The 20,304-nt window shown below is 73.1% G+C and carries 17 protein-coding genes and 2 pseudogenes; 5 read left to right on the forward strand and 14 right to left on the reverse strand.

Features of this window, described 5'->3' with window-relative positions; genetic code table 11:
* Positions 1-8: 8 nt before the first annotated feature.
* From lhgO to UQW22_RS04300, 7 genes and pseudogenes are all read right to left on the reverse strand, one after another.
* Entirely contained in the window at positions 9-1,043 is a 1,035-nt protein-coding gene (lhgO, locus tag UQW22_RS04270) for an L-2-hydroxyglutarate oxidase (RefSeq protein ID WP_407320715.1), read from the reverse strand.
* Between the two features lie 130 nt (positions 1,044-1,173).
* Positions 1,174-1,404: pseudogene (locus UQW22_RS04275) on the reverse strand (hypothetical protein); the annotation flags it as partial.
* On the reverse strand, positions 1,344-4,658 hold the full coding sequence (locus UQW22_RS04280; RefSeq protein ID WP_407319645.1) for an RICIN domain-containing protein: 3,315 nt from the start codon (positions 4,656-4,658) through the stop codon (positions 1,344-1,346). The pseudogene UQW22_RS04275 and the gene UQW22_RS04280, both read right to left, overlap by 61 nt.
* Positions 4,659-4,735: 77 nt before the next feature.
* Entirely contained in the window at positions 4,736-6,826 is a 2,091-nt protein-coding gene (locus tag UQW22_RS04285; protein WP_407319646.1) for a beta-galactosidase, read from the reverse strand.
* Between the two features lie 101 nt (positions 6,827-6,927).
* Complete coding sequence (locus tag UQW22_RS04290) at positions 6,928-8,268, reverse strand: ABC transporter substrate-binding protein (RefSeq protein ID WP_407319647.1); 1,341 nt, start codon at positions 8,266-8,268, stop codon at positions 6,928-6,930.
* Positions 8,269-8,354: 86 nt separating this feature from the next.
* The gene (locus UQW22_RS04295; protein ID WP_407320717.1) at positions 8,355-9,233 is read right to left on the reverse strand and encodes a carbohydrate ABC transporter permease; all 879 of its coding nucleotides are present in this window, start codon (positions 9,231-9,233) and stop codon (positions 8,355-8,357) included.
* A gap of 53 nt (positions 9,234-9,286) precedes the next feature.
* The gene (locus UQW22_RS04300) at positions 9,287-10,207 is read right to left on the reverse strand and encodes a carbohydrate ABC transporter permease (RefSeq protein ID WP_407319648.1); all 921 of its coding nucleotides are present in this window, start codon (positions 10,205-10,207) and stop codon (positions 9,287-9,289) included.
* Between the two features lie 157 nt (positions 10,208-10,364).
* Here UQW22_RS04300 and UQW22_RS04305 point away from each other — a divergent pair, with 157 nt between their 5' ends.
* Positions 10,365-11,384, forward strand: coding sequence for a LacI family DNA-binding transcriptional regulator (locus tag UQW22_RS04305; protein WP_407319649.1), 1,020 nt, complete (start codon positions 10,365-10,367; stop codon positions 11,382-11,384).
* A 61-nt stretch (positions 11,385-11,445) separates the two neighbouring features.
* Complete coding sequence (locus UQW22_RS04310; RefSeq protein WP_407319650.1) at positions 11,446-12,141, forward strand: GPR1/FUN34/YaaH family transporter; 696 nt, start codon at positions 11,446-11,448, stop codon at positions 12,139-12,141.
* Between the two features lie 9 nt (positions 12,142-12,150).
* Here UQW22_RS04310 and UQW22_RS04315 read toward each other — a convergent pair whose 3' ends face one another.
* Positions 12,151-12,576, reverse strand: coding sequence for a hypothetical protein (locus UQW22_RS04315; RefSeq protein ID WP_407319651.1), 426 nt, complete (start codon positions 12,574-12,576; stop codon positions 12,151-12,153).
* Positions 12,577-12,708: 132 nt separating this feature from the next.
* Here UQW22_RS04315 and galE point away from each other — a divergent pair, with 132 nt between their 5' ends.
* On the forward strand, positions 12,709-13,860 hold the full coding sequence (galE, locus tag UQW22_RS04320; protein ID WP_407319652.1) for a UDP-glucose 4-epimerase GalE: 1,152 nt from the start codon (positions 12,709-12,711) through the stop codon (positions 13,858-13,860).
* A gap of 10 nt (positions 13,861-13,870) precedes the next feature.
* Here galE and UQW22_RS04325 read toward each other — a convergent pair whose 3' ends face one another.
* The 6 genes and pseudogenes from UQW22_RS04325 to UQW22_RS04350 all read right to left on the reverse strand — a co-directional run.
* Positions 13,871-14,848 (reverse strand): TAXI family TRAP transporter solute-binding subunit, encoded by a 978-nt coding sequence (locus UQW22_RS04325; RefSeq protein WP_407319653.1) that lies wholly within the window; start codon positions 14,846-14,848, stop codon positions 13,871-13,873.
* Positions 14,848-16,203 (reverse strand): ATP-binding protein, encoded by a 1,356-nt coding sequence (locus UQW22_RS04330; protein WP_407319654.1) that lies wholly within the window; start codon positions 16,201-16,203, stop codon positions 14,848-14,850. Before UQW22_RS04330 ends, UQW22_RS04325 begins: the two co-directional genes overlap by 1 nt.
* Before the next feature lies 1 nt (position 16,204).
* Complete coding sequence (locus UQW22_RS04335) at positions 16,205-16,882, reverse strand: response regulator transcription factor (RefSeq protein WP_407319655.1); 678 nt, start codon at positions 16,880-16,882, stop codon at positions 16,205-16,207.
* A gap of 93 nt (positions 16,883-16,975) precedes the next feature.
* On the reverse strand, positions 16,976-17,641 hold the full coding sequence (locus UQW22_RS04340; protein ID WP_407319656.1) for a pentapeptide repeat-containing protein: 666 nt from the start codon (positions 17,639-17,641) through the stop codon (positions 16,976-16,978).
* Positions 17,642-17,667: 26 nt separating this feature from the next.
* A complete protein-coding gene (locus UQW22_RS04345; RefSeq protein WP_407320719.1) occupies positions 17,668-17,880 on the reverse strand; it encodes a VOC family protein in 213 nt (70 codons plus the stop codon).
* 92 nt (positions 17,881-17,972) lie between these two features.
* Positions 17,973-18,203: pseudogene (locus UQW22_RS04350) on the reverse strand (hypothetical protein); the annotation flags it as partial.
* On the opposite strand from UQW22_RS04350, the gene UQW22_RS04355 reads away from it, so the two are divergent.
* Positions 18,196-18,612 carry a MerR family transcriptional regulator gene (locus tag UQW22_RS04355; RefSeq protein WP_407319657.1) on the forward strand — a complete coding sequence of 139 codons (417 nt, stop codon included), beginning with the start codon at positions 18,196-18,198 and terminating at the stop codon, positions 18,610-18,612. The pseudogene UQW22_RS04350 and the gene UQW22_RS04355 sit on opposite strands and share 8 nt — an antisense overlap.
* Positions 18,609-20,204 (forward strand): peptide chain release factor 3, encoded by a 1,596-nt coding sequence (locus UQW22_RS04360; RefSeq protein WP_407319658.1) that lies wholly within the window; start codon positions 18,609-18,611, stop codon positions 20,202-20,204. The genes UQW22_RS04355 and UQW22_RS04360 overlap by 4 nt, the downstream gene beginning before the upstream one ends.
* The last annotated feature ends 100 nt before the right edge of the window (positions 20,205-20,304 follow it).

A 20,304-nucleotide genomic window follows, 5' to 3' on the forward strand; every position in this document is an offset into this window, starting at 1 on the left:
AGCGCCGGTCAGGCCCTGGCGGGGCCGGATCTCGCGGAACCGGTGTTCACCCGTCGACACGGTCGACCACGTGCTCGGCGATCGCGAGGCTCGACGTCGCCGCGGGCGAGGGCGCGTTCCGCAGGCACGTGACGCCGTCGGACGTCTCGATGGCGAAGTCGTCCACCAAGGGAGCCGTCGCGCTCGACGGCCTGGGCGCGCAGGCCTGCCCGCCCGCGCACGACGTCGTCGCCGCCGATCTCGGGGACGTAGCGCCGGGCCGCCCGCAGGTACGCCGCCGTCACGGCGGAGCCGTACACCTCCCGCGCGCCGGTGCGCCAGTGCCGGGCGGCCATCCGCCAGAAGCCCGGCCAGGCGAGCACGGCGGCCGTGTCGCGGGGGCTGACCGCGAACCGCCGGTAGGCGCCGCGGTCCAGGGCGAGGACGGCGTTGGGCCCGACCTCCAGGTCGCCGGTCACCGTCCGGGTGAAGTGCACGCCCAGGAACGGGTAGCGGGGGTCGGGCACCGGGTAGACCATGCCGCGCACCAGGTCCCGCCGGACCGGGCGGACCGTCAGGTACTCACCGCGGAACGGGACGATGACGGGGCAGCGGGCGCCGCCCACCAGCCCGGCGAGGCGGTCGGACTGCAGACCGCCGCACACGACGAGCCGGTCCACGGTGTGCCGCTCGTCCGCGCAGGTGACCACGACCCGGCCGTGCGACCGTGCGATGCCGGTCACCCGCGCGCCGAGCCGCACCTGCCCGCCGGCCGCCTCGACGTCGCGACCGAGCTGGACGCACACGGCCACGAAGTCCGTGATGGCGGTGCGAGGCGAGTGCAGGGCGGCGACCCCGACGGCGTGCGGCTCGACGTCGGCGATCTCCGCGCCACCGAGGCGGCGCAGCCCGGGCACCCCGTTCTGGCGGGCGGTCCGCTCGAGGGCGTCGAACCGGCCGCGCTCCGAGCCGTCGACCGCCACGACGAGCTTGCCGACCTCGTCGTACGGCAGGCCGTGCTCGGCGCAGTACTCCCGCAGCAGGTCGCGCCCGCGGGCGCACAGCCGCGCCTTGAGGCTGCCCGGCCGGTAGTACCGGCCGGTAGTAGATGCCCGCGTGCACCACGCCGGAGTTGTGACCCGTCTGGTGCGCGCCCAGACGGTCCTCGGCCTCCAGGACGACGACCCGGGTGCCCGGGCGCCGCCGCAGGACCTCTCGGGCGACGGCGAGGCCGACGATGCCGCCCCCGACGATCCCGACGCTCCCGCTGCTGCTCACACCGCGACCGTACCGATGCCGAACAGGAACCTGGGCCCGCTTTCGAGGGTGAATGCGGGCCCAGGCTCCTGCTCGGCGGCGCGCTCTCAGCCTGCGGCGGCCCAGGGTCCGCGCGGGTCGCCGGGCTCCTGGTGACGGGTCCACCACCGCGCGACGTACGTCTCGCCGTCGTGCACGACGACGTCGCCGGCGGTGAAGACGCGTGACGGCGTCCACAGGGCGTCGCCCGAGGCGGCGCGGACGGTCTCCTGCCACGAGCCCCAGACGCTGCTGCCCGGCTCGTCGCGGGTCCACCACTGCGCCACGTGGTACGAGCCGTCGTGGAACACCTCGTCACCGGCGGTGTAGGTCGCGTCCGCATCCCACACGGGTGAGGGGTCGCCGGCGACCTTCGCCAGCACCTCGATCTCGCTGACGACCAGGTGCGTGGCCTCGTGGGCGGTCATGACCACCCGGACGGCGTCGGTGCGCACGTCCGCCCCGACCTGCACCGGCTCGGCACCGGCCTCGGGCTCGACCGGGTCCCCCACGGGCTGCCACGCGCCGTCGACGCGGGCCTCGACCTGGAGGCTCCGCGCCCAGCTGCGGTGCGAGCCGTCGACGTAGAAGGACACGTCCACGCCGGTGACGTCCCGCGGCTCCGCCAGGGTCACGGTGAGCGTGTCCGACGGGTTCTTGTCGCCGGACCGCCAGCTGGACCAGCCCTTGTCGTCCACGTCGCCGTTCACCACCCGCTCGGCCGGGTAGCCCGGCTCGGTGTACGTCGCCTCGACCGTGGTGCCGTCGGCCGTCGCGGCGTTCGCCTCGCCGGGCTCGGTGACCAGGACGCGCACGGTGGCGGGCAGCGTGCCACCCGCCCCGGCGTCGGCGGTCCCGGAGAGCTGCACGACACCGATCTCGTCGTAGACGCCGTCGGCCGCCAGCTGCCAGGTGACCGCGCGCTCCACGTCGACGCCGCCGGCCGTCACGGCGGTCACCGTGGCGGGCAACGCCGGCTCCCCGCCGGCGTAGGTGGAGGCCGAGGCCGTGCGGGTGGAGGCGAGCACGTCGACCGTGACGCTCGCGGTCGCGGCGACCGTGCCGCCGGCCGGGTTCGCCACCGTGCCGGTCACCTCCACGGTGCCCGGCTCGGCCCACGCGTCGTCACCCGGCACGTCCCACGTGACCGGCAGGGCGGCACGAGCGCCGTCGGGGTAGACGGGCGTGACGGTCCCCGGAAGCTCCGGGGCCGTGCCCGGCGTCGTGAAGACGTCCACCGGCGCGGTGGCGAGGAGCGTCTCGTCGACGATCTCCCACCGCTGGTTCGCACCGGAGTTCGCCAGGTAGGTGCCCACCGGCGAGCCGTCGGCGGTGGCCTGACCGCCCACCTCGAGCAGCGTGCCCGACGAGGCGTTGACCAGCGTGTACGTGCCGTCGCCCGGGGTCGACAGGATCCAGCGCGCGGCCTCGGGGGCATCGGCCGGGTCGGCCGGCGCCCCGACCAGCACGGCGGAGGTGTCGGCGTCGACGGCGAGCTGCTGGCCCGTGGACACGTTCGTCACCGCGTAGCGCGTGCGGTGGGTGCCCGAGCCCTCCGGGGCGCCGAGGTCCGTGAGCGTCCACAGCTGGTCCGCCGCGGCGGGGCCGTCGGTGGCGATCTGCACCCCGTCGCCGGCCGGGGCCAGCGACCGGTCGGACTGCACGCCGTCGATCCGGAAGACGTGCCCGTCCTGGGCCAGCGGAGCGCCGTCGGCCACGCCCGAGACGCCGTCGACGACGAAGGTCGTCACGGACTCGGCCGGCACCGTCAGCGTGGCGCTCGCCGCGCCGTCGGCCTCGACGGGAACGGGGTCGCCCTCGACGAGGTAGCCGTCCACGTCGGTGATCACCGGGGTGACGGTGGCACCCGCAGCCACCTCGCCGAAGCCGGACAGGTCGAGCGCGACCGTGCGCGCGGAGGTCGCGTCGTTGACGTGCACGACGGCGGCCCGGTCGCCGGAGGCGGAGACGGCCGCGGTGCTGCTCGGGTCGTCCGCACCGATCAGCCGGTCGCCCGGCGTGATGAAGTGCGTGAAGTTCTGGGTGACCCAGTACTTCGTGTTGGTGTAGATCGGGCAGGTCTCCAGCGTGTCCTCGGCCGTGCAGGAGAACGGGATCTGGATCTCGCCCCAGTTGCCGCCCTCGGGGCTCTCGCCGCCGGGCGCCATGTTGTCGTAGTCCTCCACCGGCTGCCAGAACACCCAGGCGGACGGCTCCAGCTCACGCAGGTCGTCGACGATGTGCTGGGCGCTGCCCAGACCGGACTCCATCGACTCGAAGTCCTGGCCGGTGCTGCTCCACGACCCGCCGACCTCGCTCATCCACAGGGGCTTGTCTTCACCCTTGGCGATGTCGCGCACCGTGGTGCGCTGACCGGTGCCGTACGTGTGGACGTTGAGCTGGGCCACCAGGTCCCGGACCTCGGGCGAGTACGCGTTCCAGTTGCTCGCGAACCGGCCCGGGTTGGTCTCGTCCATCGCCGAGATCACGGCGTCCGTCCCCGCCCCCTGCAGCGCGGAGGCCAGCGCCGGGATCACCTGCTGCTGCAGCGCGGGCCCCATGTGAGCGCCCTCCTGCCGGCCCCCGGTGGGGTTGCCGTCCGCGCCGAGCTGGGTGCCCCAGTAGTCGGTGTTGGGCTCGTTGAACGGGTCGATCGTGTCCACGTCGATGCCGTGCGCGTCCTCGAGCCGCTCGGTGACGCCCACCATGTACCTGGCGAAGTCGTCGACGCTCTCCGGCTTGAGCTGGTCCTTCCCGGCGTCGAAGCTGCCCGAGACGTAGCCGGACTCCGTCATGAACCACGGCGGGGAGTTGGAGAACGTCTCCCAGTGCGTCACGTCGTCCTTGATCCGGTCGACCCACCAGCGCTGCGTGGCGTCCGCGTCGGGGTCCCAGTCGGCGGGGTCATCGGCGTCCCACCAGTCGACGTCGTCGCGCGTGGTGCCCTCGGGAGCGTTCCACCAGCCGTCGACGGCGCCGCCCGCCCGCAGGTAGTCCGGCACGTCGGGCGCGTTGCCGCCGCCCACGTTGTACCGGGCGATGTTGAGGTTCAGGCCTCCGTCGCCGAAGACCATGTCGGCGAGCCGGCCCCGGATCTCGTCCGGGTAGTCGCCGGTGGCGTTCGCGAACCAGACGAGGCTGGTCCCCCAGCCCTCGAACGGCTGGCCGGCGTAGGACGGGTCGGGACGGACGGTGACGTCGGCGGCCGGCGCCGCCGTCGCGCTCGGTGCCGCTGCCGTCGTCGCGCCCGGGGCCGTGTCCGGGGCCGCCGTCGCGGGCGCCGTCGCCAGACCGGCGACCAGGAGGCCGCCGGTCAGGGACGCGACCGTGCGCCGGGTGCGTACCGCTCGGGGCGGTGGCGCGGTGTCCTGCCAGGTGCTCATCGGTGAGCCTTCCTCTCGCGTCGGTGCGATGGTCCGAGATGGTCCGGTCGTGCAGCTCGTGCGGTCGTTCGCCCAGGTCAGGCGCGCGGACGGCGCAGCACGACGACGCCGCGGGGCGCCAGCGTGTCGGCCGCGGCCTCGCCGGACGGACGAGCGGCCGTGCCCTCGCCGTCGTGCGGCGTGGTGCTGACGAGCACCTTGCCGTCGAGGCCGGCGAGCCCCAGCGGCTCGTCGGTGCGGTTCACGTGGAACCAGAACTCCTCGTCGGCGGTGCGACGCACGGTGAGCTCGACGCGCCCACGCAGCGGCGCGGGCAGCTCGCTCGTCACGCCGGCGGCGGCGAGCAGCCGCTCGAGCAGCGGCCGGAGGCCTGCCGCACCGAGCCGGGTCGAGACGTAGGCGGCCGACCCGTGCCCCACCGTCCGCCGGGTGACGGCCGGTCGCCCGGCCTGCTGCCCGTCGAGATAGGTCGCCAGCACGTCGGTGCCCGGCAGCACGTCGATGCGGTCGGTCCACAGCGTGCCCGTCGAGCCGTCGTCGAGCCGCACGCGTTCGCCGTCGCGCAGCGGGTTGAGCTCCTCGATGCGCAGCCCGAGGAGGTCGCGCAGGGCGCCCGGGTAGCCGCCCAGCCACACGTGGTCGTCGGCGTCGACGATGCCGGAGAAGTAGGTGGTGACCAGGTGGCCACCGGCCTCGACCCAGCGCGAGAGCCGCTCGGCCAGGGCCGCCGGGACCACGTGCAGCACCGGGGCCACGACCACGTCGTAGTGGCCGAGGTCCGTACGGCCGTCCTCCAGCCCGGCCACGGGGACGACGTCGGCGCGCACCCCCGCGTCGAGGAACGCGTGGTACCAGTCCAGCGCCTCGGCGCGGTAGCGCAGCGCCTCGGTGGGGTGCGAGTCCAGCTCCGACGCCCACCAGGAGTCCCAGTCGAAGAGGATCGCGGCGCGGGCCGGCGCCCGCTCCGCACCGACGACGGGCGCGAGGTCGCCGAGGGTGCGGCCGAGGGCGACCACGTCGCGGAACAGCGCCGATTCCTCCCCGGCGTGCGGCACCATCGCCGAGTGGTACTTCTCCGCGCCCGCGGCGGACTGGCGCCACTGGAAGAAGCAGACGGCGTCGGCGCCGTGGGCGACGTGCGTCAGGGAGTCCCGGGCCAGCTCGCCCGGTCGCTTCGGCACGTTCACCGGCTGCCAGTTCACGGCGCTGGTGGAGTGCTCCATGAGGAACCAGGGGCGCCCGCCCGCGACACCGCTGGTCAGGTTCGCCGAGAAGGACATCTCCTCACGGCCCTGCGGGCCGGGCTGCAGGTAGTGGTCGTTGGAGACGAAGTCGATCTCGGGCGCCCAGGAGGCGTAGTCCATGCCCTTGGTCTCGCCCATCACCATGAAGTTCGTGGTGATGGGCACGTCCGGCGTGATCCGGCGCAGCACCTCCCGCTCGGCGCGCAGGTGCTCCACCAGCGCGTCGGACGAGAACCGCTTGAAGTCGAGCTGCTGCGTCGGGTTCGGGTACGACGCCGCGAGCCGCGGCGGCAGGATCTGCTCCCAGTCGGTGTAGCGCTGGGACCAGAAGGCGGTGCCCCACGCCTCGTTGAGCCGGTCGAGGGTGCCGTAGCGCACGGTGAGCCAGGTGCGGAACGCGCGGGCGGCGTCGTCGGAGTAGTCCTCGACGTTGTGACAGCCGAGCTCGTTGCTGACGTGCCAGGCCGCGAGCGCCGGGTGCTCGGCGTACCGCTCGGCCAGCTTCTCGACCAGCGCGAGCGCGTAGCGGCGGAACACCGGCGAGGTGGGACGCCACTGCTGGCGGCCGCCCGGCCACAGGGTCTCCCCCGTGCGCGTCACCGGCAGGATCTCGGGGTGCAGGGTGGTCAGCCACGGCGGCGGGGACGCGGTGGCGGTGGCGAGGTCGACGGAGATGTCGTGGGCGTGCATGAGGTCCATGACCTCGTCGAGCCAGTCGAGGTCCCACCGGTCCGGCGCCGGCTGCAGGCGCGCCCAGGAGAAGATCGCCACGGACACGACGTTGACGCCGGCGGCCCGCATGAGCCGGGCGTCCTCGGCCCACACCTCGCGCGGCCACTGGTCCGGGTTGTAGTCGGCGCCGTACCCGAGGCGTGCGGGGCGGGTCGTCTCGGGGCCCGCGAGCAGGCGGGGGACGTCGGTCATGAAGGCTCCTGGACGTGCGGGGTGTGCGGGGGTACCTGGTGTGCGCGTGGTACCGGTGGGGACGGCGCTCGCCGTCCCCACCGGGGCTCAGAGGACGGGCGTCACGGGTTGACGGTGAAGCCCTGGTCGTTGCCGTAGGTGACGGTCTGCTCCTGCCACGTGGCCAGACCGTCGGTCAGCGTCGTGCCGGAGACGTACGCCTGGCCGACCGTGTCGTTGAAGATCGAGTTGGCGTAGACCTGGAACGGCAGGTACTGCCAGCCCTCGGCGACCTGCGACGACGACTCGGCCAGCACGTCGTTGACGGCCTGGCCGCCGAAGTACTCGAACTCCTGCTCGCGGAACACGGGGTCCTCGAGCTCGGCGACGGTCGCCGGGAAGGCACCCTCGTCGACCCGGGTGGCGATGCCTTCCCCGACGGTCGCGTACTCGAGGAAGGACCAGGCGAGGTCGGCGTTCTCGCTCGCGGCAGGGATGGCCAGCGAGCTGCCACCGTTCTCCGCGGTGACCTGCTCACCGCTCTCCCACTGCGGCATCGGGGCCACGGCCCAGTCGCCGGAGGCGTCCGGCACCGAGGACTCGAGGTTGCCGCGCATCCAGGCGCCGATCACCAACGAGGCGATCGAGCCGTCGGCCAGGCCCTGGTACCACTCGTCGCTCCACGAGCCGACCGGGGCCACGAGCTCCTCGTCGAGCATGGTCTGCCAGGTGGAGGCGAACTGCTGGGAGCCCTCGTCGGTGAAGTCGACCGTGACGTCGGTCCCGTCGACCTGGTAGGGCCGCCCGCCGGCCTGCCAGATCATCGAGGTGGTGAAGCCGGCGTCGCCGACGTCGTTGGTGAGGTAGGCGTCCGGGTCCGCCTCCTGCAGGGCACGGGCGGCCTCGACGTACTCGTCCCACGTGGTGGGGACGTCGATGCCGTGCTCGTCGAAGACCCGCTCGTTGTAGAACAGCGCCATCGGTCCGGAGTCGGTGGGCAGGGCGTAGACGCCGCCCTGCTGCTGCACCGCACCCCACGGTCCGGGTGTGAAGGTGCCGTCGAGCTCGTCCGCCCCGTAGGCGGTGAGGTCCGCGAGGGCCTCGGAGAGGGCGAACTGGGGCAGCGCGTAGAACTCGATCTGTGCGACGTCGGGGACGCCGTCACCGGCGGCGATAGCGTTCTGCAGCGCGGTGTACTGGTCGTTGCCGGTCCCGACGTTCTCCAGGTTGACGGTGACGCCCGGGTGCTCCGCCTCGAAGTCGGCGGCCACCGACTCCAGCGTGGGGTCCCACGCCCAGACGGTGATCTCCCCGCCCTCCTCCAGCGCCGGGTCCGCGTCCTGGGCGGCCTCGCCGGAGTCGGTCTCGCCGCCCCCGCAGGCGGTCAGGCCCAGGGCCACGACGCCGGCGACGGCGGTGGCGCGGAGCGCACGGCCCGCGCGGGCATTCGTTCGTGCAGTCATCTCAGGTCCTCACTTCGTTGTCGGAACGGTTCGGTCGGGCGGTCGGCGGTGCCATCGGTGGTGCCGCCGGCCGGACGTCGGTCAGGTCATTCCTTGACGCTCCCGGCGGCGAGCCCGGACTGCCAGTAGCGCTGCAGCACGAGGAACGCCGCCACGAGCGGCAGGATGGTCAGGAGCGAGCCGGTGATGACGAGGTGGAAGATCGCCTCGCCGCCGGCGGTCGCGGCCTGCGCGTTCCAGGCGTTCAGGCCGAGGGTCAGCGGGTACCAGTCGCTGTCGCGCAGCATGATCAGCGGCAGGAAGTAGTTGTTCCAGGTGGCCACCATGGTGAACAGCAGGACGGTGACGATGCCCGGGGCGAGCAGCGGCAGGCTGACCCGGAAGAACGTGCGGAACTCCCCGGCGCCGTCGATGCGCGCCGCCTCGAGCAGCTCGGTCGGGATCGCCCCGATGGCGAACGTCCACATGAGGTAGAGCCCGAACGGCGAGATCAGCGACGGGATGATGACCGCCCACGGCGTGTTCGTCAGGCCCATCTGGCTGAACATGAGGAACGTCGGCACGGCGAGGGCCGTGCCGGGGACGGCCACGGCACCGATGACGACGGCGAACACGCCGCGCTTGCCCGGGAAGTCGAACTTCGCGAGGGCGTAGCCGCCGAGGATGGCCAGGAACGTGGCCCCGCCGGCACCCACCACGACGTAGAGCAGCGTGTTGGCGAGCCAGCGCACGAACACGCCGTCGTCGTAGGTGAGCGTGGCCACGACGTTGTCCCAGAGCGCGAACGAGTCGCCGAACCACAGGCCGAACGAGGAGAACAGGTCGCCCTGGGTCTTGGTGGAGTTGACGAGCAGCCAGGCCAGGGGGACCAGCGAGTAGAGCAGGACGACGGCGGTCAGCACGGTGAGCAGCGGGCTGCGGCGAGGCCGGTCCACGCTGTGCTTGTTGACGGTGCGGGTCCTCAGGCGCGCCCTCCGGGCGGAGGAGGCGGTCGCGGTGGTGGCGGTGGTCACGGCGGTCACGCCTCCTTGCGCATGCCGCGCAGCTGCACCACGTAGGCGATCACCATCGTGATCAGGCCCATGATGATGGCGACGGTCGCGGAGTAGTTGTACTGCTGCCCGGAGAAGGACAGCGAGTAGGCGTAGAGGTTCGGGGTGAACGACGTCGTGATCGCGTTGGGTGCGAGCGACTGCAGGATGCTCGGCTCGTTGAAGAGCTGGAAGCTGCCGATGATCGAGAAGATCGTGGCGATGACCAGCGCACCGCGAATGGCGGGGATCTTGATCGCGCGGACGACCTGCCACTGCGTCGCGCCGTCGATCTCCGCGGCCTCGTAGAGCGAGTGCGGGACGACGCGCAGCGCCGCGTAGAAGATCAGCATGTTGTAGCCGACGAACTCCCAGGTCACGATGTTGCCGATCGAGGCCAGCACGAGGTCGGGCGACAGCGGGTCGGGCAGCGAGACGCCGAGCAGGTCGTTGAGGTTGCCGACCAGGCCGAACCGGGTGCCGTACATGAAGCCCCACATGAGCGAGGCGACGACGGCGGGCACCGCGTAGGGCATGAAGATCGAGATCCGGAAGAAGCTCTTGCCGTAGAGCCGGCCGGAGTCGATGGCCAGTGCCACGAGCAGCGCGATGCCGAGCATGATCGGCACCTGCACGACGAGGAACAGGCTCACCCGGCCCAGGCCCTCCCAGAACTGGGGGTCCTGCATGGCGCGGGCGTAGTTCTCCAGCCCGACGAACGTGGTGCCGCCGACCATCTGGGTGCGGAACACCGACAGGTACAGCGAGTACGCGATCGGGGCGAGGAACACGAGCCCGAACACGAGCATGAAGGGGCCGACGAACATCCAGCCCGTCCATCGCCGTCGGCTGCGGCGGTGGGCGACGGGCGGGGGCGTCGCCGCGACCGGTGGGGACGTCGTCGTCATCTGCTTCCTTGGGCTCACGGTGATGTTCACGTCAACATCGCACGAGAGGGTTCCCGATGTTCACGTAAACATGGACTAGGGTGATCGTGCATCGGTCGATCGCGTACGTCAACCCCGACGCCGCCCGAGACCGAACCGTGACCTGATCGGAGGACTCTTGACCGACCGGAACCTCCCGGGGCGACCCCAGCGCGTCTCGATGGCGGACGTCGCGCGGCGCGCCGGCGTCTCGTCGCAGACCGTCTCGCGAGTCTCCAACGGACACCCGGGCGTCGTCGACACCACGCGCGAGCAGGTGCTGGCCGCCATGCGCGAGCTGGGCTACCGGCCCAACAGCGCGGCCCGCGCGCTGCGCTCGGGCCGGTTCCGCACCATCGGGGTCATCCTCTTCTCGCTGTCCACGACCGGGAACGTGCGGACCCTGGACGCCATCGCGACGTCGGCCGCGGCCGAGGGCTACGCCATCACCGTCATCCCCGTCGCGGCGCCCACCCAGGACGGCGTCAACGGCGCGTTCACCAGGATGGGCGAGCTCGCCGTCGACGCGGTGATCCTCCTGATGGAGGTGCACCTGCTCGACGCCGCCAGCATCTCGCTGCCCACCGACGTGCCCGTCGTGGTCGCGGACTCGGACGCCGGGGACCGCTACGCCGTCGTCGACACCGACCAGGCCGCCGGCACCCGTGCCGCGGTCGAGCACCTGCTCGACCGCGGGCACCCCACCGTGGTGCACCTCGCCGGGCCCTCCGAGTCCTTCTCCGCCCAGCGCCGCGAGGACGCCTGGCGTCGGACGCTGCGCGAGGCCGGCCGGGAGGTCCCGGAGGTGTACCGCGGGGACTGGTCCGCGGCGTCGGGCTACGAGGCCGGGCGGCAGATCGCCCGCACGGGTGCGACCGCCGTGTTCGCGGCCAACGACCAGATGGCGCTCGGGCTGCTGCGGGCGCTCGCCGAGGCGGGCCGCAAGGTGCCCCAGGACGTCAGCGTGGTCGGCTTCGACGACCTGCCCGACGCCGTGGCGTTCCTGCCACCCCTGACGACCGTGCACCAGGACTTCGCCGAGGTGGGCCGGTTGTGCGTCGCGGGTGTGCTGCGGCAGATGGCGGACCACTCCACGCCCCGCGGCCGCACGCTCGTGCCGACCCGGCTCGTGGAGCGCGCCAGCACCGCCGCGCCCTGACGGCGCGGCCACTCCGAGCTCCTGCCTGGTGCGCAGGGCACGCATCGTGTTGTGTGGGCGGATGAGCGAACCACCCGGCGCGCAGCGCCAGCGCAGCGAAGCCCTCCAGATGACGCGGATCGTCCTCCGCCCGAGCGGAAACCCCCTGCCCCTGGGCTTCATGGCTCTGGCCGTGGCCACGATCGGGTTCAGCTGCCTGCAGCTGGGCCTCCTCGGACCCGAGGAGGAGAGCACGGTGGCGCTGGCCGTGCTGGTGCTCACCGTCCCGCTGCAGTCGCTCGCCGCGGTCGTCGGTTTCGGCGCCCGCGATCCCATCGCCGGGACGGGGATGGCGATGGTCTCCGGGGTGTGGGCCATGCTCGCCGCCGCGACCCTCACCTCGCCGCCCGGGACGTCGAGCCCCGCCGTGGGCGTGCTCCTGCTGACGGCTGCCCTCACCCTCCTGGTGCCGGCGTCGGCCGCGCACGGCAAGGTCCTCGCCGCCGCCGTCATGGTCGGCTCCGCGGTCCGCTTCGCGCTGACCGGCGTCGCCGAGCTCACGGGGTCCGGCGGTTGGGAGGTCACCGCAGGCGTCCTCGGACTGGTCCTCGCGCTCCTCGCGCTCTACGTCGCCCTCGGCTTCGTGCTCGAGGAGGCCGACCACCCGCTCCAGCTCCCGGTGCTGCGGCGCGGCGACGGGGTCAAGCCGTTGCGTGACGACCTCGAGGAGCAGGTCGAAGGCATCGCTCGGGCCGCGGGCGTGCGCCAGCAGCTCTGAGACTGCCGGTCAGCCGTCGGACGCCTGGCGGCGCTTCTCGACGACGTTCTTCAGCAGTACCGCCGGCAGCAGGAAGTTGGCCAGCAACGTCACGATCCACACGATGACCGGGCCGACCACCCAGCCCAACCACCCGGAGATCTCCAGACCGTCCGGCGCCACGAGGACGGCGACGAGCAGCGCCACATAGGTGGTGACCAGGCCGACGGCGCCGAGCATGGCCGGGGCGTTGTTGCGGGCCACCTTCGCGAAGAACGGCGTGAGCACCGCCTGCGCGACCGCGAACACGACGACGGCGACCACGAACGCGAGCGGGTTGCTCCAGACGATCTCGAACGTCTGCCAGTCGAGCACGGCGAACGCCCAGTCGGTCAGGAGCATCCCGACGGCGACGGCGAGCAGGAAGACGGCGGTCCGGGCCAGCAGTCTCAGCATGGCAGCAGCGTGGCACACGTCACATGATCGTGCGCGAGATGCTCTTGACTACCTCAACTGACCTGGTGCCGTACGGGCCCGCGCCAGGATCATGTCCGGCGACAGCAACGCAACGCATGCGAGGTGTGTCAGATGCGGGTCCTGGTCACCGGTGGCGCCGGCTACCTCGGTTCCCATGTCGTCCTGGCACTGGTCGAGGCCGGCCACGAGGTCGACGTGGTCGACGACTTCTCGCGCGGCACACCGGCGTCGCTCGCCCGCGTCGAAGCCGTCACCGGTCGTCGGGCACGCACGCACACGGCCGACGTCGCGGACATCGACGCGATGGAACGCGTCTTCGCGACCGCCGCCGTCGACGCCGTCGTCCACGTGGCCGGGCTGCGCTCCGCCACCGAGTGCGCGGACCGGCCGCTCGACGCCTACGAGACCAACCTGACGACCACCTTCACGCTGCTGCGCTGCATGACCTGGTACGGCGTCGCCCGCCTCGTCCTGTCGTCGAACGCCGCCGTCTACGGCAGCCGCGGGGCCGAGAGCACCGCCGTGCTGGCCGAGGACGACCCGCTCGCGCCGGTCTCGCCGCTCGGCCGCACCCTGGCCACGGACGAGCACCTCCTGCAGGACGTCGTGGCGGCCGGGTCCGCGCTCCGCGCCGGCGTCGTGCGGTGCTTCAACACCGTCGGGGCGCACCCGTCGGGCCGGCTCGGCGAGGACCGTAACGGGGCGCCGTCGAGCCTGCTGACCCGGATCGGCGAGGTGGTGCTCGGCACTCGCGAGCGCATCGACGTCCTCGGCGCCGACCTGCCCACCGCTGACGGGACGCCGGTGCGCGACTACGTGCACGTCGCCGACGTCGCCGCCGGGCACGTCGCCGCCCTCGACGCCCTCGACCGGTCGGGGAGGCTGCCGGTCGAACGGGCCGTGCCGTCCGTGCGGCCGGTGCCGTCCGTGCAGACGTGGAACCTCGGCACCGGCCGCGCCACCAGCGTGCGCGAGGTGCTCGGCACCTTCGAGGAGGTGACCGGCCACCGCATCCCGTACCGCCTGCTGCCCGCAGCGCCCGGGACGGTCCCGACCGCCGTCGCCTCGACCGTGCGGGCCGCCGACGAGCTGGGCTGGACCGCCACCCGGGACCTCGCCGAGATCTGCCGGGACCACTGGCGCTGGCAGCAGCAGCACCCGCGCGGCTACCCGTCGACGGTCACCCCCGAGACCCCCTGGCGCGGCGGCGTCGGTCACCGGCTGCGGCTCGTCCCGCCCCACTCGGCGGCCGTGCCCCGCTGACGCCCCCGGCTCAGGGTTTGGTCTCCCGGTAGTACCGCAACGCGCCCGGCTGCAGGTCGGCCGGATCGGTGTAGATGGCGCGGGACCGTTCCAGGAGCGCCGCCGACGGCACGCTCGCGGCGATCTCGGCGCGAGCGTCGAAGGCCGTCTGGACCAGACCGTGCGCCACGGCGTCGGGGAGTCCCGGCCCCGCCACGAGGATGTTGGGCACGGCCAGCGTCTCGACGTTCTCGGTGACGCCGTAGATCCCCTCCGGGACGACCCCGTGGCGGTACCCCCGCCCGTGGATCCGGCGCAGCTCGTCGACCACCCCAGCCAGGGGGATCAGCCGGATCGGCATCTCCTCGGCGAGCTCGACGATCCCGGGGGTCTTCAGGCCGCCGGACCAGAACACCGCGTCGAGGCTCCCGCTGCGCAGGGCGGCGACCGACTCGGTGATGCCGAGCTCGGCGACCCGCAGGTCGCTCGCCGGGACGTCCGCCGCCTGGAGCACCCGCCCGGCGATCAGGGAGGTGCCGGAGCGGGGCGCCCCGAGCGACACCCGCAGGCCCCGCAGGTCGCCCAGGTCCTCGACGTCGGAGTCGGCCGGCACCACCAGGTGCGCGAAATCGTCGTAGACGCGAGCGAGCGCCTGCACCTCGACCGGCTCGTCGAAGTCCCCCGCGCCGTCGACGGCGTCCGTCACCGCGTCCGCCGCGCTGAACGCCACGTCCGCGGCCCCGTCGGCCAGCAGTTGCAGGTTGTCCACCGAGCCGCCGGTCGTGAGCACCTCCGTCTCGATCCCGTACCGTTCCTCGAGCACGGCGGCGAGCTCCTGGCCGTACCCGTGGTAGATCCCGCTCGTCCCGCCGGTCGCGATCGTGAGGCGCTCCGGGCGCTCCCCCTCCCAGGGGTCGCTCTCCCACGGGTCGCCGGCCCCGCCCACGCACCCCGCGAGGAGCGCGGCCAGGCACAGCGACGACAGCACGCCCGCGACCGTCCGACGCATCAGTCCTCCGTCCAGGCCGGGACCTGCAGCCGGACCAGCAGCCCGCCGTCGTCGGGGAGCTCCAGCCGCAGACCGCCACCGGCCGCCGTCATCAGCTCCGAGGCGATCGCGAGACCCAGGCCGGACCCCTTCACGGAGCTGTGTCCCGGGCTGCGCCAGAACCTCTCGGTGAGCCGGTCGAGCTGCTCGCTCGGCACCCCGGGACCCCGGTCGCGCACGCTGACCTCCACCGTCCCGGTACCGCGGACCACCGCCACGTCCACCAGCTCGTGCGCCGGCGCGAACTTGACCGCGTTGTCGACCACCGTGTCGAGCGCACTCTCCAGCGCCGTCGGGTCGACCAGCCCCAGCACCTCTCCCCCGGGCCTCGCGAGGCGGAGCTCCCGGTCCGGGTCGAGCAGCCGGCGCCCCTCCACGCGGCGGGCGACGACGTCGGCCACGTCCACCGGCTGAGCCACGCCCATGCTGCCGCCGTCCGCGAGGAGGAGCAGCGCGTCGAGGATCTCGGCCATGCGCTCCGCCTCGGCCCGCACGTGCGCCACCTCGTCGGCATCCTCGGGCGGCACGGTCAGCGCGAGGGACTCGACCCGGAGCATCAGGGCGTTGAGCGGGTTGCGCAGCTCGTGGGAGGCGTTGGCCACGAACTCCTGCTGCCGCCGCATGAGGTGCTCCACCCGTTCGGCCATCTCGTTGAACCGGGTCACGACCTGCTGCAGCTCGGGCGGCCCCGTCGACGGGGGGATGCGCTCGTCGAGGCGGCCGCCGCCCATCTTCTCCATCGCCTGGTCGACGGCGCGGACGGGACGCAGGAGCCACCCTGCGGTCCGGTCGGCGAGGACGAGCGCCAGGAGCGCGACGACGACGCCGCCCGCGCCCAGCAGGGCCCAGCTCTGCCAGATCGCCCGCTGCACGCCGCCGGCGTCCGACGCCGTCACGAGCGCGCCGACCAGGTCGCCGCCGTCGAACAGCGGCTCGGCGACCACGATCCGCTGGGCGTCCCACGGCCAGAACGCCTCGCGCATCTCGGCCCGGCGCCCGGCGAGCGCCGCGTGGCGCTCCGCGTAGTCGTGCACCTGCAGGTCCTCCGCCACGAGCGTCGCACCGGACTGGTCCACGACGGCGGCGCTGATGCCGTAGACCTCCCGGTACCGTGCGAGGTCTCCGGCGACGAGCGAGGGGTCGTCGGCGACGATCGCCTGGCGGGCGGGCAGCACCAGGTAGGTCACGTCCCGCAGCCGGTCGAGGAAGACCTCCTGCTGGTGCGCCCGCGTGACGCTGGCCGCGTAGAGCATCCCGAGCAGCAGGATCACCAGGGCGAGGGGGACGTAGACGATCGCGGCGAGCCGGCTGCGCACGTCAGTCCTGCCCGACGCGGTACCCGACGCCCCGCACGGTCTCCACGACGGCGGGCTCACCGAGCTTGCGGCGCAGCGAGGCGACGTGCACCTCGAGGGTGCGGCCCAGACCCTTCCAGCTCGACCCCCAGACCTCGCGCAGGATCCGTTCGCGGGCGAGCACCGTGCCGCGGTGGCGCACCAGCAGCGCGAGCAGGTCGTACTCCTTGCGGGTCAGGGAGACCACGGCGCCACCGGTGCGGCGCACCACCCGGGCGGCGAGGTCGACCTGCACCTCCCCGACGTCGATGCGAGCGACGTCGGCCCGGCCGTCCCACTCCCGCGACCTTCCCCGACGCAGCACGGCGTCGATGCGGGCGAGGACCTCGCGGATGTCGTACGGCTTGGTCACGTAGTCGTCGGCGCCGAGCTCGAGCCCCCGCACCCTCGACTCGAGCTGCGTGCGGGCGGTCACCATGATGATCGGGGTGTCCGAGACCTTGCGGATCCGTCGGCAGACCTCGAACCCGTCCATGTCCGGCAGGGCGAGGTCGAGCAGCACGAGGTCGGTGCGCGGGTTCAGAGCGTCGAGCGCGCTCCCGCCGTCGGCGGCGCGGATCACCTCGTACCCGTGCTTGCCCAGGACGGAGACCAGCGCGCCGGCGACGTGCTCGTTGTCCTCCACGACCAGCAGCTGCACGGTCCGACGGTAGCCGAGCGAACGCCCCACCGATAGACGGAGCCACGGGCCGGACCGCCGGCGCACCGGGTGAGATCGAGGCGACGGCCCTGCTCAGTCCACGACGTCGATGCCCAGGTTGGCGGCCAGGACGGGCGCGAGCTGTGCGAGCTGGTCCGGGGTGATCGTGGTCCCGCGCAGCGCGTCGGTGCCGACCAGCTCGCTCAGCTCGGCGCCGCGCAGGTCGACGTCCTGCAGGGTGGAGGCCTGCACGTCGAGGCGCCGCACGCGGCTCCGCTCGAAGGCGACGCGCGTAGCCCGGGCATGGACCAGGTCGAGCTCGTCGACGGTGCAGTCGGTGAGCACGACGTCCTGCAGCGTGGCGCCCCGCAGGTTGACGAAGCCCAGCTTGCAGCCGACGAGGTGCACCGACTGCCACACGGACTCGTAGAGCTCGCCGGAGCCGATGCGGGCGTCGCGCACCTCGACGTCGCGCCAGCGGGTCCGCATGCCCTGCACGACGGGGACGTCCGCGCGGGAGAGCACGACCTCGGTCAGCGTGAGGTGGCGCAGGTCGGCCTCGTCGGCACGCAGCCCGTCGAGGCGCGAGACGTCGGCGCGGGCCCCGCGCAGCTCCACCCGGTCGAGCCGGACGTCCCTGATCTCGACACCGTCGAGATCCGCACCCGGGACGAGGTCCTCGACGCCGCCCGGCGTCAGGTCCTCCAGCACGACGGGGTCCGTCACGGGGCGGGCAGGCTGCTGCGGGCGGGACGGCACGACTTCACTGTAGGTGCTCGGCCGCGTCAGCCGCGGCCGAGCACGCAGAAGTCGTTGCCCTCCGGGTCCGCGAGGCAGACCCAGGGCACGTCGCCCTGGCCCACGTCCACGTCGGTGGCACCCAGCTCGTTCAGCCGGGCGTGGTCGTCGGAGGCGTCGTGCAGGGCCCAGACGGTAACCTCGCCCCAGAACCGTGCGAGGGCCCGCGGGTCGGCGCAGTCGACGACGACGGCGGCGATCGGCCCGGTGGCCCGGTGGCCCGGTAGAGGTCACGGGGCTCCAGCACGCAGAAGACGTTGCCCTCCGGGTCGGCCAGGACCGTCCACAACACATCCCTCTGGCCGATGTCGGCCGGCGTGGCACCGAGCGCGACGAGGCGCGCGACCAGCCGAGGGCCTCGGCCCAGAATCGGCCGACCGCCGTCTCGTCGCGGGCCTTGATGCTCACCTGGACCAGCTGCAGTGCCATGGTTCCCGACCGTAGCGCCGAAGCCGAGGGCCGCGTACGACGACACCCTCCCGCGACGGTAGGGTAGACGGGTCGAACGGAGAGTCATGGGCATGGACCACAAGCAGATCGGTGAGGTGGCGGAGCGCACCGGCCTCTCGCTGCGCACGATCCGCTACTACGAGGAGGTCGGCCTCGTCATCCCGTCCGCGCGGTCGCACGGCGGGTTCCGGCTCTACACGGAGTCGGACATCGCCCGGCTGATGCTCGTCAAGCGCATGAAGCCCCTGGACTTCTCCCTCGACGAGATGCGCGAGCTGCTCACCACGCTCGACGAGCTGGAGCGCGGCGACCTCGGCCCCGACCGCCGCGAGGAGACGTTGGAGCGCCTGGCCCTGTTCGAGGCCGCGGCGGAGGAACGCTGCCGCAGCCTGCGGGACCGGCTGGAGAGCGCCGAGGAGTTCGCCGGCAACCTGCGCCGCGAGCTGCGCGCCCAGCGCCGGGTGGTGAGCCGGGCCCGATGACGACCCTCACCACCGACAGCACGTCGGTCACCGCCCAGGCGGCCCGACGGCGCAGCATCGCCGTGATCTCCCACCCGGACGCCGGCAAGTCCACGCTCACCGAGGCGCTCGCGCTGCACGCGCACGCGATCGACCAGGCGGGCGCGGTGCACGGCAAGGGCGACCGGTCCGGCGTCGTGTCCGACTGGCTCGAGATGGAGCAGAAGCGCGGCATCTCGATCACCTCCGCCGCGCTGCAGTTCGTGTACCGCGACGTGGTCGTCAACCTGCTGGACACCCCCGGTCACGCCGACTTCTCCGAGGACACCTACCGCGTCCTCACCGCCGTCGACGCCGCCGTGATGCTGCTCGACGCGGCCAAGGGCCTGGAGCCGCAGACGCTCAAGCTCTTCGAGGTCTGCCGTCGCCGCGGCGTCCCCGTCATCACGTTCGTCAACAAGTGGGACCGCCCCGGGCGCGAGGTCCTCGAGCTCTGCGACGAGCTCCAGGAGCGCATCGGCCTGCACCCGACACCGGTCAACTGGCCCGTCGGCGAGGCGGGGCGGTTCCTGGGCCTCCTCGACAGCCAGGACGGCCGGGTGACGACCTACCGTCGCGCTCCCGGCGGCGCCTCGATCGCCGAGGAACGGACCCTCGACGCCGACCAGGCGGCCGCCGAGCTCGACGACGACTACACCGAGGCGGTCGACGGCGTCGGGCTGCTGGACCCCGTCGACCCGGCCACGTTCCGCACCGGCGCGACGACGCCGCTGCTGTTCGGCGCGGCACTGTCCAACATCGGCGTCCGCCGGCTCCTCGACGTCGTCGTCGACCTCGCACCCGCCCCGTCCGCCCGGCCGGCCGTCGACGGCGGTGACCGCCCCGTGGACGCACCGTTCAGCGGGTTCGTGTTCAAGATGCAGGCCGGCATGGACCCCAAGCACCGCGACCACGTCGCCTACCTGCGGGTCTGCTCGGGACGCTTCGAGCGGGGCATGACGGTCACCCACGAGCGCACCGGTCGCCCGTTCGCGACGAAGTACGCGTTGTCCGTCTTCGGCCGGGAACGTTCCACGGTCGAGGACGCCTACCCGGGTGACGTCGTCGGGCTCGTCAACGCCGGGGCCCTCGCGGTCGGCGACACCGTCCACGAGCCGTCCGGCCCCGCCGTGCGCTTCCCCCCGATGCCGGCGTTCGAGCCCGAGCACTTCGCCGTCGCGCGAGCGTCGGACCCCGGGCGGTCCAAGCAGTTCCGCAAGGGCATGGCCCAGCTCGAGCAGGAGGGCGTGGTCCAGGTGCTGGTCTCCGACCTGCGCGGGGACGCCAGCCCCGTGCTGGCCGCCGTCGGGCCCCTGCAGTTCGAGGTCGCGACGTTCCGGATGGAGCACGAGTTCTCGGCGCCGATGACCCTCGAGCCGCTGGCCCTCTCGGTGGCCCGGCACATCGAGCCGGAGGACGCCCCGGCCGTGGCGAGCTACACGGGCGCCGAGGTGGCTCGCCGCCGCGACGGCGAGCGCCTGGCCCTCCTGCGCGACGTGTGGCACGCCCGTGCCTTCGAGCGGGCGCACCCCGACGTCTCGCTCGTCCCGCTCGTCGGCGGCGGGGCCGCCTGAACCGCCCGGAGCTCTCCTGAGATCACGCACCTCCCGTCCCGGCGCACTGTCCCCGGGCGGCTTCTACGGCTGGCACGTCGCCGCCTACGCCGCGATCGCC

The organism is Isoptericola halotolerans (assembly GCF_045689585.1).
Lineage (GTDB): Bacteria > Actinomycetota > Actinomycetes > Actinomycetales > Cellulomonadaceae > Isoptericola > Isoptericola halotolerans_B.